The sequence below is a fragment of the Virgibacillus sp. L01 genome (assembly GCF_052246775.1).
Classification (GTDB): domain Bacteria; phylum Bacillota; class Bacilli; order Bacillales; family Amphibacillaceae; genus Lentibacillus.
This window is the reverse complement of sequence record NZ_JBQQCP010000006.1, coordinates 193,649-209,317: the sequence shown is the minus strand read 5'-3', so window position 1 is coordinate 209,317 and position 15,669 is coordinate 193,649. Positions and strand designations below refer to the sequence as shown.

The window sequence follows — 15,669 nt, the reverse complement described above, 5'->3', positions numbered from 1 at the left end:
AACTACGCCGTTGAACTACCCGCCACTTATCGACCTTACGATCCGATTGAAGTGGGGGATTCCTAAGAACACCGGCGTAACCGCCAGTTATGGATTAGGCTATTCCCGCAGTTCCTGCGGTTAGAAGTCTTATCGCTTCGTTTTTAAGGTTTAATCCTGCATTGATATCTCGATGGTGATGTGCACCACATACACAGGTCCACTCACGCACACGCAGGTCTTTAACGTCTTTGTTTTGATAGCCGCAACTCGAACACAGCTGCGAACTGGGAAAGGTTTTACTCACTTCCACAACAGTCTTGCCGTACCATTTAGCTTTATATGTCAACATGACCTTGAATTGATACCAGGAAACATCAGCAATGGATGGAGCGTTTTTCTTGTTTTTCATCATATTCGATACCTGCAGACGCTCGATTCCAATCACATCGTGGTTTTTAATGATATCGGTAGAGGTCTTATGCAGGAAATCTTCGCGCTTGTTTTCGATTTTCTCATGAATGCGAGCTATTTTGATTCGTTGTTTGTTCCAGTTGTGGGAAGCCACAACGCGTCTTGCGAGCACTTGTTGAGCTCTTCCCAGTTTTTGCTCCAGGGACTTGTAGTAACGATTGTTTTTGTAGATAGTTCCATCCGACAGAACAGCGAAGTCTTTCAATCCCAGGTCAACACCGGTATTGGAATTGGTCTGCGGTAATGGCGCGATCTCCACTTCCGCAAGAACAGACACAAAGTACTTTCCGCTCGGGTTACGTCGGACTGTGGCATTGATAATTCGCCCTTTGATTTCACGACTTTAGGAAAACCGCATGAGACCAAGTTTAGGCAACTTGATATGGTTATCCAAAACAGCGATATTCCCATTGGTTTGTTTGGTGGTATACGACTGGACCTTATTCTTTTTGCTTTTGAATTGAGGCGCTTTATTTTGTTTTCTGTAATACCGTTGGTATGCATCAGCCAGATTCTCAACGGACTTTTGAAGGGAAATACTGTCCACTTCCTTTAAAAAAGGATAATGTTCTTTTAACTGGCGAACCGCTTTTATCGTTCCATATTTATTGAAAAACGCACCTTTCCAATTATTAGAAGGCAGCTGGCCGTTTTGTACCATCTCTTCTGTTATGTACCAGTAGGCATCTTTTTGTTTCTGTTTTGCAAGAAAGAAATTGAACACAAACCTGGAGCAACCAATCGTCTTGTTGATTAGCTCGATTTGGCTTCGATTGGGGTATATGCGGAACTTAAAAGCTTTGTTGACGAACATGAAACTCACCCACTTCACAGGAACGTTTGTTCTAATAATATCATGAAGTAGGTGTTTTGGCTATCGCCAACCGACATTCATCTCCACCTTATTGCTGGGCTGAATCCCTTTGCACAATTGAAGAGGGAGTTTTCTGTCGGAGAATGATAAAATTCCAAACAGGTTGTGATTATTTTAGAAAACTTGGCTTATCCACACGCCTTAGCCATAGAAAAGAAGACGATTCTCTTATCGAGAGTCGTCTTCTGATTTTACACATTTATTTCATCCATTTGTCAATTAGATCCTGGTTTTCTTCAACCCATTTTTGTGCGCCTTTGATAGGATTGTCCTCATTATTTTTGGTGTAAACCATCAATTTACCAAGCTGCTTATCGTTCAATTTAAAGTTTTTCATCCATTTGCTAACTTCTTCAAAGTCTGAGGAAAAATCTTCGCGAGTTGCCATATAAATTTTTTCTACTCCACCGAAAGTATTCTTAGGGTCCTCTAAAAACTTCAAGTCCACTTCAGAAAATACATAATGCGGTTTCCATAGCGGTGCAACGATAGGTTTTTCTTGTTCCACTGCACTCTTAATAGATGAAATCATTACTGGTGTACTGCTATCTACCAATTCATAATCAAGACCGTATTCCTTTATCACATCTTCTGTTACCAGCATTGTTCCTGCTCCAGGCTCAAAACCTACTATTTCTCCATCGAATTTAGCTTTGTTTTCATTTAGATCTTTAATACTATTTATATCTTCCATATACGTTGGAACTGCCAATCCAACCTTTCCATTATCATACCAAGGTTCTTCGAAGAAATTTGCCTCATCTTTATACTCTTCATAATAACTCTTATCTTGTACCGGCAGCCAAATTTCTGGTGCCACATCTAAATCGCCTTCAGCTAAAGCAGCCATCTGGGGACCCATCTCAATAAGTTTTAACTTCACTTCATAACCCTTATCCTCCAGAATTGCCTTCCACATATTTGTAACGGCAATATTTTCGGGCCAATTAATTTGTCCTATCGTGATTGTTCCTTTATTTTCATCTGGTTTGTCAGCTGCACTGCCGGAATCATCACTTCCACTAGTTGAACCGCAAGCTGCTAGTGCAATAATTAAAACAGTAAATAAAACGAATTGACTTATTTTTCGAAAACTCATTAAATGACATACACCTTTCCAATTTTTATTTTGTCAAACATCTATTGAAAAAAACACCTTTTCCAAAAGTGCTAGTAGCATTATATTACTAATTCGGCCCCCTTATATTAAATAAAATAAATACGTTCAATATTTTCTAAATGTTTGACTCTACATATTAGGATAACGAAAGATCAACTTTTGTCAAATCTGATAATTTATTTCATCTTGTTTCATTATTGTCTTAACAGTGATATCAACATCTTATATTTTTTTAATGTTTGAGTTAATTTTCATAATCACTTGTTATCGTTATCTATCCGAACAATTGAATTGATTATCGAAATAAACAACCTGTACCTATTGATTGGTACTAACTTTGATAACGTTATGTAAATCCATGCTTGAGCTCTAAGCCTTTTTAATAGCTATATTACGCTTCCCCCAAGAATACTCCCTCGAGTTTTACAAGTTTAAAAAATCATGTTATGTTTGTATTGTTTCGTGAGTTAAAAATATATTTAACAAATTTAATATTTAAAACACAGTCAAAGAAAATGAATAGCCTTGCATGAAGTTTCTGATGAATATTTTTAAAATTTTCTTTGTCTACTGTATTCCATTTAACAATTTTCAGGAGGTATTACAGATGAATCAAACATACGACTATATAATTGTTGGCGGCGGAAGTGCAGGTTCTGTACTTGGCAATCGCCTAAGTATTGATAAGAATAAAAGTGTTCTAGTTCTGGAAGCGGGGCGTAATGATTACTTTTGGGATTTGTTTATTCAAATGCCGGCAGCTTTGATGTTCCCGTCAGGCAATCGCTTTTATGACTGGATCTATTCTACGGATGAAGAGCCTTATATGAATGGGCGGCGTGTCCCACATGCCCGAGGGAAAGTGCTTGGAGGATCAAGTTCCATTAATGGAATGATTTATCAGCGCGGGAACCCAATGGACTATGAACGGTGGGGGGCTGAATCGGGAATGGAAACATGGGATTACGCCCATTGTCTTCCGTACTTTAAACGACTGGAAACAGCCTCTGGAGCAGACCCATCTGATGAGCATCGCGGTCACCATGGTCCAGTTAAATTAAAGCGCGGACCTGCAACGAATCCTTTATTTCAAGCCTTTTTCGATTCGGCTGTTGAGGCTGGTTACACGAGAACACCCGATGTAAATGGTTTTCGTCAAGAAGGATTTGGTCCATTTGACAGCCATGTACACAACGGTAGACGTGTTTCCGCTTCACGCGCATATTTACGTCCTGCCATGCGACGCAAAAACCTTACAGTAGAGACGCGCGCTTTTGTTACGAACATTAATTTTGATGGTACTCAAGCGACGGGCCTAACATACCAGAAGAATGGAAAAACCCATCATGTTAACGCGGGTGAAGTTATTCTTTCCGGTGGCGCATTCAACACGCCGCAGCTGCTTCAATTGTCCGGTGTAGGAGACGCTGACCATTTGAAGTCACTTGGTATTGACCCGGTCGTTGACTTGCCTGGTGTCGGTGAAAATCTTGAAGATCATCTCGAAGTATATATTCAACACGCTTGTCCGCAGCCGGTTTCGGAACAACCTAGCTTAAATAAAGCAAAAATGCCTTGGATCGGCTTACAATGGCTCCTTGGACGTACTGGTCCAGCAGCAACGAATCATTTTGAAGGAGGCGGGTTCGCCCGTTCGAATAACGATGTAGATTATCCGAATCTGATGTTCCACTTCCTGCCGCTTGCAGTTCGATATGATGGGCAAAAAGCGGACACGGAGCATGGATTCCAAGTACACGTTGGACCGATGTACTCCAATTCAAGAGGCAGTCTGAAGATTCGTTCGCGTAATCCTTTTGAGCATCCAAGCATTGTATTTAACTATCTATCTACCGAAAGGGATCGACGGGAGTGGATTGAAGCAATACGTGTTTCAAGGGATATCCTTTCTCAGCCTGCATTAGCACCTTACAGTACAGGCGAAATTTCACCCGGTCCATCTGTTGAAACGGATGAAGAAATCCTGGAGTGGGTAGCAAATGACGCCGAAACGGCACTCCATCCATCCTGCACGGCAAAAATGGGACCTGCATCAGATCCGATGGCAGTCGTAGATCCACTGACGATGAAGGTTCATGGCGTGGAAAATTTACGGGTTGTTGATGCATCGGCTATGCCGCATACGACAAACGGAAATATCCATGCACCGGTATTGATGTTGGCAGAAAAAGCAGCAGATATCATTCGTGGACAAAAACCAATGAAGCCTGAGTACAAGGATTATTACCGTCATGGCGTTCATCCAGCAGACGCGGGTACGGTTGAGAAGTAAACTTGTACAATGGAAAAATCGGGATAAAAGAATAGATGCAGTGAGAAAGTATATATACTTTCTTCACTGCCAAAATAGGTCAGTCCTGCACAACGCTATCACTTTAGCACAGTGAGGGACTGACCCATTTAATTTTGTTTAATAACTTTACTAAGTTTCTGAACTCCCTCCACTATCTCTTCTTCCTCCGCATAACTAAATGATAGACGAAGGTATTCCGCTCCATCTTGCTGATTCAGGAAAAAATGTTTACCCGGGATATAGGAGACACCTTCATCGAGTGCTTGGGTTAAAAGTTCCGACGTATCAACTCCAGCAATTTTGACCCAAACAAAGTAACCACCTTCAGATACATACCAGGAGACCGATTCCGGCATGTGCTGATCCAATTCAGAAAGTAGGACGGTACACTTACGTTGATATATTTCCCTTAAGAATTTAAGCCGCTTATCGAAGTCATTTTTTTCTAAAAAAGAAGCCATTGTTGCTTGGGTAAATGGATGGTCTAAATCCTTTTTAAACCAATCCACAGCGGTAATCAATTCGGGTGTTGCAGTTATCCATCCGATTCTCATTCCCGGCGCTACTACCTTGGATAAAGAACCAAGATGCAGCACGCGCCCTTCGTTGTCCATTGCTTTTAATGGGGCTGCTTGTTCATGAAAGTATAATTCGCCATAAGCATCATCTTCTAAAATAAGAAAATCATATTTGGTGGCAAGCTCTAGCACATGTTTCCGGCGATCCGTTGTCATCGTTGTACCTGTTGGATTTTGAAAAGTTGGGATGGTATATAAAATACGAGGAAGCGGGAGCTCTTTACTTTCCCTTTCCGCTAGAATCGCTTCCAATTTATTTGTTTGCAGACCGTGCTCATCCACCGGGATACTTATAAAGTGCTCCGTATAGTTTTGGAAGATTTCTAACGCTTCCATATACGTTGGTGATTCTATTGCAACGAAAGTTTCATGATCCATTAAAATGCGGGCAACTAAGTCGATCGCCTGACATGCACCAGATGTAATTAGGAGTTCTTCTTCTGAAACACGAATACCGCGGCGGAACAATTTATCTTTAATCTGCTCCTTGAGCTTTGCCATTTTAGGGCTTCCAACATAATGCAATGGCAAATCTTTCTCATCTTCAAGCAAACGGGTAACTGCTGCTTGTAGCTGCTCAACCGGAATGAGATTAGGTGCTGGAAATCCAGAACTTAAACGGATACAATTATCTGGAAGTATCGGCATCCACTCGCCCGGCGGGTTATTCCTAAGTGCGGCTTTTGTGCTTTCAGCAAAAAATGATTCACTATTCACTTCTATCATTCACCTTTCCATTAAAACGTACTGTTTATATACAGATCACTACTTCTATAATACCATTGTTGGTAAATAATTTTGGAAGAGAAAATTAGCATACATTTCGCCTCTGTTGTTTAAGAACACATTTTTTAACGGAATGAGGATCCGCTTCAATTGCCTGGCGGATCCTCATTCCGTTATTCCCTTGAAAACACTCGTTTTAGGCTTAGGTTCGGATCCTCATTCCGCTATTTGTCATTTTCGCCCACGAATTCGGCTGATTTTCTGCTATTAGCGGAACGAGGATCCGTCTCACCCTTCTGAGAGCACCTTTTCTGCTATTTAGCGGAATGAGGATTCATATCAATTGTCTGACAGTCACTCATTCGTGTGTGTTTTATGTTTTCTCTCCTAAAACTGAACTCATTATCGTGGATACTTAGTCTAATTCTCTAGAAAAATAACAGATGTGCCATTAATGCAGCAACCGGCAGTGTCACGATTGTTCTTTGCAGAAATATAATAAACAGCTGCGCAAATGAAACTGGAATTTTTGACTTTATCAATAGGATGCCAATTTCAGACATGTAGATTAACTGGGACAAGGACATTACACCTATAACAAAACGTGTAAGTTCTGACTCAATCCCACTTCCAATTACAGCCGGTAAAAACATATCTGCAAAACCAACAAGCATTGCAGGTGCAGCAGCTTGAGCTTCTGGAATTTGCAGTAATTGAAGTAACGGTACGAAAGGATATGATAAGTAATTAAAGATTGGCGTAAACTCCGCAATAACAAGTGCTACCGTTCCTAACGCCATCACCAATGGTATTAAAGCGAACCAAATATCGATCACATTCTGTACCCCGCTTTTTATAACACCGGGATAACTCTTGACTTGGTCTGCTTTTTCAACAGCCTTTTTTACCCCCCACTGGAAACTAGACACCCCTTCTGGCACAACTTCATCTATTTGTTTCCCAACCGGTTCGTAATACGTATCTTTCTTAATTGAGAGAGGCGGGATCCGTGGACAAACAATAGCAGCGATTACTCCTGTTACGATTACGGTAAAATAAAACTGGATAAACATATGGTCAATGTTTAGAAACCGTGCAATAACAAGACTAAAAGCAATCGAAGCAATCGAAAAGTTCGTTGCAACTACAGATGCTTCACGTTTTGTATAATAACCAGATTCATATTGTTGTGTGGTCAATAATACACCGACTGTTCCACTTCCCATCCATGATGCTAAGGCATCAACAGAGGAACGTCCAGGCAACTTGAATAAAGGAAACATTACTCTACGTACCAATGTTCCAATAAAATCCATCAACCCAAATTGAAGTAAGAGCGGCATAAATAAACAAGCAAATAAAAACCAAACCATTAATACCGGAATTAAATCATATAGTACTACCCCGCCCGTAATACTCGACCAAATAAATTCAGGACCTATTTGATTCAATGTAAAGACAGCAAATAATGCGCCGATACATCTCAAGATTAACCAGAACGGCGTAATGTCAAATAAAGCCGTTAAGAATGCACTCTTTTTAACCGCTCCTATTGTGGTAAATTTAACGAGCAAACTACCAGCAGCAGAAATACAGAGGATAATTGTCATTATTGAAGGAATATAATCAGCTATTGCACCCTGTAAACCATCCGCTAAAACCCCTAATCCGATTGTTACTTTTCCATTTACAGAAATAGGGACTAAGAATAGCAAAACACCAATTAATGAGGGAAGCCAAAAAGCCATATATTGTTTGGCTGTAAACTCCTTTTTGTTCGTAACTTCTTCTGTCTGTTGTAATTTTTCAGTTAACATGTCGCCTCTCCTCCAACTTCTTTATATTTTAAATATTATTTCCGCTGAGTTTAATAACTCATAATATACATTATTTTGTATAAATATACAACAGACTTTTTATCTTTTAGTGTTTTACTCATTCTAATAATAAAGCCAATTTTCTTTATAAATAACTAGAAAACAGGCTTTTGGAATATGAAAATAAATGTATAAAATATAGGATAATTTTTATTTAACAGGTTTAGTTTTGAAAGTAGAGAACACATAATAATTAGCATACATTTTGCCCTTGTTGTTGAAGTATCCATATTTTAGCGGAATGAGGATTCATCTCAAGTGTTTGTCGGGTCCTCATTCCAAGTAGCTGAAGCACGCGGCAACTTCCATTAGAAAATACGAAACAAGCCCCCCCTTCCCAGTTGTTCAAAATAACCAAATAACCCTTTGATTATTGTTTACTATTGACGTATAATAGATTTTGTTCGACATATCTAACTAGAGAGTGTGAATTCACATGAAAACATTGAATAATTTATTTATCCTGGAAAGCATGAAAGAATGCACGGTGCTTGCAGGCCATCGGGGATTAACCCGAAGCGTGCAATCAGTAAACATATCCGATACGCATGATGTTATTAATTTTTTAGATAAAAATAATTTACTGCTTACAACTGCATATGGATTTCAAAACGATACAGAAAAACTGTGCGAACTCATTAGGCAAATGCATGAACTCGATTGTGCAGGCATCGTTATCAAAGTTAACCGCTTTCTGAAACAATTGCCAAAAGAGGTCAAACTGCTGGCTGATGATCTGGCATTCCCGATTATTGACTTGCCGACAGCTCAAACGCTGGGTAATTTATCACGGCACATCCTTAATTATTTAAATGATCATGAGTCAGAGCAGCTGTATTATGCGCTGCATGTACAAAGAGAATTTTCGGATATGATGGTTCAAGGCCATAGTCTGAGATCGCTTGTAGAACAATTAGGGCACTTTCTGCAGCGCCCAGCTCTCTTATTAGACCACCGGGGAGAGGCAATTACACAAAGTCACGATTTCCGCATGGATTCTATGAAACCGGTGGGACAGAAAATCACTGAGGCGGTTAAGAGTGATTTAGAAAATGCCAGGGAAGGCAGTACATTTTCTTTGCCTGCAGAGGAGAAATCCATTACAACGTATCCGGTCAAAACAAAACGGCAGTATCCAAGTATGTTAGTAATTTTAGATGCACAGACCTTACCTTATCCTTCTTCACATATGGCTATTGAGCAAGCCGGGAACGTGATTTCGTTTACCATAATTAAAGAACAAGCAATTGAAGAAAACACACGGCTGTTGAAAAACAACTTTTTTGCTGATTTGATTGAAAGGCGCGTACACTCTGTTGAAGAGATTATGAGCAGAGCGGAATATTATGGATTGAAAGCTGACAATGAAAGCGTCTGTATTGTTTGTTCAATTGACGCAGAAGGGAACAGCTATGAAACATTGCAGCTTTACGAGAAAAAAATTGGCAACCTGCATCACTACATTTATGACCAGCTAGAAGATGAAATCATTAATGGAAACATGAAGGCAACTTTATTCACGAAGGAAACGTATTTTGTGATGATCTTGCAATTTCCTCACTATACAGAAGCAGAAATTAACAATGTTACCAATTTTGTCGAGCGTGCCCAGACAAATATCGAAGGAGATAATTCGGTATCATTCGGAATAAGCAACCCTATCCAATCGATCACTGAAATCCCAACCGCTTACGAGGAAGCAGTGGAAGCGGTTCTCAATGGATATAGCATGCGAATGGCCGGGTTTATTAACTTTTATAAAACAAAAGAAATAAAGGAATTATTAAACACACTGCCGCGGAAAGACTTAAAGGCAATTTATGAAAATACACTAAAAACACTGGCCTATCCAAAGACAAAAGAGGATGTTGAGCTGGTCAAAACGATCGAAACCTATTTAAATTGCCAATGTGAAATCTCCGACACATCACGAAGACTCTACATCCATCGGAACACGGTAAAATACCGAATCAGCAAAACCGAAGAAATGCTTGATTGTTCTTTCCATGATCCAAATGATTCCCTAAAAGTTCGTGTCGCCATACTAATCGGAAAAATTCTGGAAGAAGATCAGCAGGAATAATTGGGCCAAATGAACAAAAACCCAGGACCACTTTTTGAAAGTTGTCCTGGGCCATTATTTTTATGTTGTGTGAATTCTAGCTCCATTGAATAAGTTGAGCGACGACAAGTGAAACCAGAGATATTGCAGCCAACATCAGGAATAGCGGGAAGAAGAAACGAATCCACTTCTGGTAGGCAACCCCGGCGATTGATAAAGCAGCCATAAAGTAACCAGATGTTGGATAAAGAATATGAGCGAATCCATCTCCCAGTTGGAAAGCAAGGACTGCTGTTTGTCTTGTAACGCCGATAATATCTGACAAAGGCGCCATGATCGGCATTGTCACAAGTGCTTGTCCACTTCCAGACGGAATGAAAAAGTTAATGACCAATTGAATAAAATACATCCCTGCTGCACCGAGAACCGGCGGCAGTTGATCAACTGCTGTTCCTAAACTGTGTACAATCGTATCCAAAACTTGTCCATCTTCCATAACAACCGCAACCGCTCTTGCGATACCAACAATGATAGCACCGACAAGCACATCACGAAAACCTTGGTTAAACCCTTCACAAACCTGCGTTAACGTAAGTCCGGCAATTACACCGACAACAGTACCCATTACAATAAATAAACCTGACATTTCAACCATGAACCAGCCTTGGCCGATAACACCATAAACTAAAATTCCAAAGAAAATGAATGTTGCCATGGAGGCGTATTTTTGCCGTGTTGTCATCTGTTTTGCTTCGATTTGTGCCTTATTCTGATAAAGAACTCTTTTCTCTTCATCATCTTCATACACTAAACTGTTTAACGGATCATTTTTAACTTTCTTCGCATAGCGCATAATATAAAAGACGGCAACGCTCAAAGCAACAATGAAAATAATCAAGCGAAAGCCCATTCCTGAAAAGACCGGAATCCCGGAAATCTTTTGGGCCAAACCTGTATTAATCGGGTTTAAAACCCCAGCAGCAAAGCCTATCACCGTACCGCAAAGTGCGATTGCTGCAGCAACAATTGAATCATATCCTAATGCAATTAAAAGCGGCATAATAACCGGAATATACACCAGACTTAACTCAGGCGTACCAATTAATGTTGCAACGGCAGCAAAAGGAATAGTCAATGCCGGAATAATAAAAATACTTCTATTCGAAAACTTACGTGCTAGATTATCAACGGCAATTTCAATTATTCCTGTGTGACGCAATACCATAAACATACCGCCAATAATAAACGTAAAGAAAACAACTTCCCCTGCATCAATCAGCCCTCTTGGAATAACAGTCAGAAAATCAATAAGACCAACAGGTGTTTGCTCCACTGTCGAATAGGAATTTGGATCAATCGTCGTTCTTCCTTCAGGTCCTGGAACCCGCTCGTATTCCCCGGCTGGCACAAAGTAAGTGGCAACCGCAGCGAGTGCACTTAATATAACAAGAATCACATAAATATGAGGCATTTGAAACTTCTTCTTTTTCTCTTGATTTTCCACATTAGTTCCCCCTTTAGCAATATTCTGATAATAGTTGTTGTTGATTAATCAACTACTAAAACGCTTTCTTTTGTGTAGTATACGAGGACACCAAGTGAAAGTAAATGTATGGATTAAACCAAACTAACATTAGCAAACTGTACAATCTGCACTAGACTTTTTCATTTTTGTTCAAATTGTATAATTAGTTGTACATTTTTGACTATTTCTGATCCAGCGGGACCGGAACTCTGAACCATTTTTTTCCATAATATGAATACTCATCCACCTTCTATCATAAAAATAAATTTGTAATTAGAGAGGTTTTTTCATATAATAAGTGAATTTGAGAATTCGCGGACAACAGAGACCTTAATTGCTTAAAACAAACTAAAAAGGTGATGTTGGCGGATACTAGGGACCTTATTTAAAAACAAATGCCCTCTATTAACCATGATATTGGTAAAATAAGGGCTACTGTGTCCGCTAAATAACAAAAGTCATAGATTCCATTAATTATAGAAGTTAAAAAACGCATGAGAACCGCTCCCATGCGTCTATCTTAGCAGCAGAATTCCTCTCCTGCAGTAACAAATCACCTACATCAAAACCGCTACCAGTCCCGGCGTAATAACCGATACAACTACTGCACTGACAACCATCGCAATCGTGCTGACAGATCCTGCGAGCTGGTCATGTTCCATGATGGTTGCTGTTCCGATGGCATGTGATGCACTACCCATCCCGACACCACGTCCGATTGGGTGATGAATACGGAAACATTTCATAACTGTTGAGCTGATTAGCACCCCGCCAATTCCTGCTATCATCACAAAAACTGCCGCCAAAGGTGTTGCTCCGCCAAGCGTGTCCGTGATGGCCATGGCTACCGGGGTAGTAACCGATTTTGGCGCAAGTGAATGGATAATTAGCTGATCAACCCCCGCCCATTTTGCCAGTAATACACCCGTTGACACGCCGACTGCCGCTCCTAGTATTGTTCCGCTAAGAATAGGCACCAGTATTTTTTTCAATATGCTTCGCCGCTGGTAAACAGGATAGGCGAGGGCCACAATCGCAGGACCCAGCATATGGTTTATCCATTTCCCGCCACGCATGTAGGTGTCATAAGGGATTTGAAACGCCAATAAGATAGCGATAATGATAACCGTAGCTATAATGACAGGTATGGTAAATGCAGAATTGAACTTCTTGTATATATAGAGTGCCGCAGCATATATTCCAACTGTTCCGGTAATAGCGGCTATGGCAATTAGGCTATCAATCATGTTCTACTTCCTTCCCACGCATCATCCACTGCGTCACAAGTCCTGATCCCGCCATCACAAGCACCGTACTCACGAGAACGATCACAATCAGGAGAAATCCCTTTCCGGAAAAAACCTCATAATAATTTATAATCCCGACCGTAGCCGGAATGAAAAACAGCGTTAAATGTTTCACAAAAAAATTGGCACCCTTTTCAACCCATACGTCCTTCACAACATTTGTCGAGAGCAGGATAAACAGAATAATTAACCCGATGACACTCCCGGGCACAAATAAATTCAATGCTTCCTGAATCCAATGTCCGATTAAATAGATTCCATACAAAAAAGCAATTTGGATAATTATTTTATAAATTTTAAACAATTGACGAACACTTCTTTCGGGAAAAATATAGTAGAAAGCTTACGTTGCACTTATGCAGTAAGAAAACTGCAGATAAAGTCTATCATAAAGTGATTCAGACTTCTTGAAAAGTGAACAGACTCACATACTAGCAAATATATAGTAACGTACAGACTGTGTCAGTGATAGTTTTATCCTGAAAAATAATACTATCATTTCGTTCTAGCGTATAAAATTTAGGACTGCCCTTCTTTATATTATAATCGAACCGTCTTTTAAAAAGGTGGCATATATTTCTTAGAAATTTCCCCCTTCAAAATGATACATTTAACTGAGAAAAAACGAATATAGTAATGAATAGAGTGGGTTAGCTCTTTCATCAGGCATATGAGAGAATGGCTCCAACCATATGCTTCTTGAACTACTCCCTCTCATTAGATGGAACAAGCAAATATCCTAGTATGAATGATTAATAACCATCATAATATTAAGTAAAAAATGTTGGGAAGTGTTTACTTCGGCATGTTAAACCCCGATAAACTTTATGTTGAGTTTAGAGAAGGAATTACCGCTACAGAACCTATAATCCATAGGCGTTACACCCTGACCCATTCGGATATTACTGCAGAGCTTTTTTTGACAATTGGATTAAGATTTGCCCGGGATAAATTTGGCCCTATGAGAGATGAAGTACTTGGTGAGTGGACTAAAATTAGAGGTTGCTATGTATATAATGTGTATTTGGATGTAAACGGACAATCTAATCAGACTGTTGCAGCAAAACGAAATGACATATTTAGACGTGAACTACCACTTGCCTTAAGGGCAATCAGATATGGAGATAGTAGATTTTTCATTTCACATCCTGAGTTGAATAATTCTCCAATTATAGTTCACTTTAAATCACTATATCCCCAGTTGAATAAGATAGAAAATTGGGGTACTTTTGTAAAGTACTAAACTAAAAATGACACTTTTTACTAAGCAAAGACGATTATATTAACGAATAGAGTTGGGCTAGCTGCTTTCATCAGTCATCAGGCAAATGAAGCAATAGCCTGCTTTCTTTTTAGATAGCTAGAAAACAGGCTTTTGAATTTTTTTAATTTACTTCGGTTTGATTCAAAGCTTCCTGGATTGAGCGTTGCCGAGCAGTAAACGAAATAATAAGCCTTTATATTTCAGATCGGCTAGACCGGCAATCACCAGTACAATTATGACCGGCAGCAAAAGTCTTTTCTTTCCTGTAACATTCATTCATCCATGCTCCTCTACTAATAGTTATTAATTATATAACAGCCTTTTTTTGACAAACTGGGGCGAATTCGATACTTTCATAGACTTGCGATTGGTTAGTCGCAATGGCAATGTTTAATAAAATCAAGTTCACCTATGCATTTACAATTTTTAATTGGCGTAGTTCTTCTACATTTTTAACACCGGATAACATCATAGAGGTTTGAAGGTCCTGAAGAAAATTAGCCAAAAATTGGTCTACCCCTTTTTCGCCACCTGCAGCTAGGCTATAGACGTATGGACGGCCAGTCAGGACAGCATTAGCCCCAAGAGCTAGCACCTTTAAGGCATCAATCCCTCTTCGGATCCCACTATCAAATAATACAGGAATTTGACCATCTACAGCCTTTACGATTTCAGGTAGAGCATCAATGCTAGAAATAACACCATCTAATTGCCTTCCACCATGATTTGAAACGATAATTCCATCAACCCCATATTCAATAGCCCGAAGAGCATCTTCTGGATGTAAAATCCCTTTCAAAACGATTGGCAACGACGTTCTCTTTTTCAACTCTTTGACATGCTCCCAATTTAAAGCTGGGTAATTAATATTATCTACAATCCCCTGAAAAATAGTGCGTGAATTAACCTTTTCCAATGTTGATAAGAATACAGGATCTGATTCAAAGTTTCCTTGACCATAGCCTTGTTCTAATGGTGAAAAGCGATGATACATGTCTTTCTCTCTATAACCTAGTGTAATAGTATCAATCGTTAATACAATCGCTTCATAACCTGCTTCTTCAGCTCGTTTCACCAAATTAAAGGAAATTTCCTCGCTGGTGGTCCAATATAATTGAAACCATTTAGAACTACCACTAGCAGCTTGAACAATATCTTCAATTGAATAACTCGAAACAGTACTTTGTATAAACGGAACCCTATACTTGGACGCTGCCCGAGCAACAGCCAGATCCCCCTGCTCATCAGCTAACTTTAAAACACCAACTGGCGCGAGTAATAGTGGCGTAGGGTATGTTTGTCCAAAAATAGTTATACTCGTATCCAAATTGGACACATCATTTAATAATCTCGGGGTAATTGAATATTTCTTAAATGCATCAGCATTTTTCCTGATTGTCTCCTCACCACCTGCCCCGGAAGCGATATAACTAAAAGCAGGAGCAGACATAGCCTGTTTTGCAACACTTTCTATTTCCTCGAAGCTAATTGGCAAATTTTCCTCTGTGTCAGTAGATTGAACGACATTATCATTACTTTTAAAAGAATTAGACATCCTTTGATCACCCC

Annotated in this window: 11 protein-coding genes and 1 pseudogene; 3 read left to right on the top strand and 9 right to left on the bottom strand. The window is 39.6% G+C overall.

Annotated elements, in window-relative coordinates:
• Positions 1 to 94: 94 nt before the first annotated feature.
• Both tnpB and ACTWQM_RS13075 read right to left on the bottom strand, forming a co-directional pair.
• Positions 95 to 1,267: pseudogene (gene tnpB / locus ACTWQM_RS13080) on the bottom strand (IS200/IS605 family element RNA-guided endonuclease TnpB).
• Between the two features lie 259 nt (positions 1,268 to 1,526).
• On the bottom strand, positions 1,527 to 2,426 hold the full coding sequence (locus tag ACTWQM_RS13075) for a glycine betaine ABC transporter substrate-binding protein (RefSeq protein ID WP_443258604.1): 900 nt from the start codon (positions 2,424 to 2,426) through the stop codon (positions 1,527 to 1,529).
• A 628-nt stretch (positions 2,427 to 3,054) separates the two neighbouring features.
• Between ACTWQM_RS13075 and betA the strand changes: the two genes are divergently transcribed.
• Positions 3,055 to 4,740 (top strand): choline dehydrogenase, encoded by a 1,686-nt coding sequence (betA, locus tag ACTWQM_RS13070; protein ID WP_443258603.1) that lies wholly within the window; start codon positions 3,055 to 3,057, stop codon positions 4,738 to 4,740.
• A 128-nt stretch (positions 4,741 to 4,868) separates the two neighbouring features.
• Here betA and ACTWQM_RS13065 read toward each other — a convergent pair whose 3' ends face one another.
• Positions 4,869 to 6,056, bottom strand: coding sequence for an aminotransferase-like domain-containing protein (locus ACTWQM_RS13065; RefSeq protein WP_443258602.1), 1,188 nt, complete (start codon positions 6,054 to 6,056; stop codon positions 4,869 to 4,871).
• A gap of 437 nt (positions 6,057 to 6,493) precedes the next feature.
• On the bottom strand, positions 6,494 to 7,882 hold the full coding sequence (locus ACTWQM_RS13060) for a YjiH family protein (protein WP_443258601.1): 1,389 nt from the start codon (positions 7,880 to 7,882) through the stop codon (positions 6,494 to 6,496).
• Between the two features lie 532 nt (positions 7,883 to 8,414).
• On the opposite strand from ACTWQM_RS13060, the gene ACTWQM_RS13055 reads away from it, so the two are divergent.
• Positions 8,415 to 10,025 carry a PucR family transcriptional regulator gene (locus ACTWQM_RS13055; RefSeq protein WP_443258600.1) on the top strand — a complete coding sequence of 537 codons (1,611 nt, stop codon included), beginning with the start codon at positions 8,415 to 8,417 and terminating at the stop codon, positions 10,023 to 10,025.
• A 76-nt stretch (positions 10,026 to 10,101) separates the two neighbouring features.
• Here ACTWQM_RS13055 and ACTWQM_RS13050 read toward each other — a convergent pair whose 3' ends face one another.
• The 3 genes from ACTWQM_RS13050 to ACTWQM_RS13040 all read right to left on the bottom strand — a co-directional run bounded on the left by ACTWQM_RS13050 (position 10,102) and on the right by ACTWQM_RS13040 (position 13,140).
• On the bottom strand, positions 10,102 to 11,475 hold the full coding sequence (locus tag ACTWQM_RS13050; protein ID WP_443258663.1) for a YfcC family protein: 1,374 nt from the start codon (positions 11,473 to 11,475) through the stop codon (positions 10,102 to 10,104).
• A gap of 611 nt (positions 11,476 to 12,086) precedes the next feature.
• Complete coding sequence (locus tag ACTWQM_RS13045) at positions 12,087 to 12,776, bottom strand: LrgB family protein (RefSeq protein WP_443258598.1); 690 nt, start codon at positions 12,774 to 12,776, stop codon at positions 12,087 to 12,089.
• Positions 12,769 to 13,140: a CidA/LrgA family protein gene (locus ACTWQM_RS13040; RefSeq protein WP_443258597.1), complete on the bottom strand. Its 372-nt coding sequence runs from the start codon at positions 13,138 to 13,140 to the stop codon at positions 12,769 to 12,771. The genes ACTWQM_RS13045 and ACTWQM_RS13040 overlap by 8 nt, the downstream gene beginning before the upstream one ends.
• A 501-nt stretch (positions 13,141 to 13,641) precedes the next feature.
• On the opposite strand from ACTWQM_RS13040, the gene ACTWQM_RS13035 reads away from it, so the two are divergent.
• The gene (locus tag ACTWQM_RS13035; RefSeq protein ID WP_443258596.1) at positions 13,642 to 14,079 is read left to right on the top strand and encodes a staygreen family protein; all 438 of its coding nucleotides are present in this window, start codon (positions 13,642 to 13,644) and stop codon (positions 14,077 to 14,079) included.
• A 162-nt stretch (positions 14,080 to 14,241) separates the two neighbouring features.
• Here the strand turns inward: ACTWQM_RS13035 and ACTWQM_RS13030 are convergent, their stop codons facing one another.
• Together ACTWQM_RS13030 and ACTWQM_RS13025 are read right to left on the bottom strand one after the other, a co-directional pair.
• The gene (locus tag ACTWQM_RS13030; RefSeq protein WP_443258595.1) at positions 14,242 to 14,376 is read right to left on the bottom strand and encodes a hypothetical protein; all 135 of its coding nucleotides are present in this window, start codon (positions 14,374 to 14,376) and stop codon (positions 14,242 to 14,244) included.
• A gap of 133 nt (positions 14,377 to 14,509) precedes the next feature.
• On the bottom strand, positions 14,510 to 15,655 hold the full coding sequence (locus ACTWQM_RS13025; protein WP_443258594.1) for an alpha-hydroxy acid oxidase: 1,146 nt from the start codon (positions 15,653 to 15,655) through the stop codon (positions 14,510 to 14,512).
• Positions 15,656 to 15,669: the final 14 nt, after the last annotated feature.

What these genes read in the sequence shown, in the direction of transcription:
- ACTWQM_RS13075 (WP_443258604.1), bottom strand. Translation starts at nt 2,426, where the DNA reads ATGAGTTTTCGAAAAATAAGTCAATTCGTTTTATTTACTGTTTTAATT.
- betA (WP_443258603.1), top strand. Translation starts at nt 3,055, where the DNA reads ATGAATCAAACATACGACTATATAATTGTTGGCGGCGGAAGTGCAGGT.
- ACTWQM_RS13050 (WP_443258663.1), bottom strand. Translation starts at nt 11,475, where the DNA reads ATGCCTCATATTTATGTGATTCTTGTTATATTAAGTGCACTCGCTGCG.
- ACTWQM_RS13060 (WP_443258601.1), bottom strand. Translation starts at nt 7,882, where the DNA reads ATGTTAACTGAAAAATTACAACAGACAGAAGAAGTTACGAACAAAAAG.
- ACTWQM_RS13055 (WP_443258600.1), top strand. Translation starts at nt 8,415, where the DNA reads ATGAAAGAATGCACGGTGCTTGCAGGCCATCGGGGATTAACCCGAAGC.
- ACTWQM_RS13035 (WP_443258596.1), top strand. Translation starts at nt 13,642, where the DNA reads ATGTTAAACCCCGATAAACTTTATGTTGAGTTTAGAGAAGGAATTACC.
- ACTWQM_RS13025 (WP_443258594.1), bottom strand. Translation starts at nt 15,655, where the DNA reads ATGTCTAATTCTTTTAAAAGTAATGATAATGTCGTTCAATCTACTGAC.
- ACTWQM_RS13045 (WP_443258598.1), bottom strand. Translation starts at nt 12,776, where the DNA reads ATGATTGATAGCCTAATTGCCATAGCCGCTATTACCGGAACAGTTGGA.
- ACTWQM_RS13030 (WP_443258595.1), bottom strand. Translation starts at nt 14,376, where the DNA reads ATGAATGTTACAGGAAAGAAAAGACTTTTGCTGCCGGTCATAATTGTA.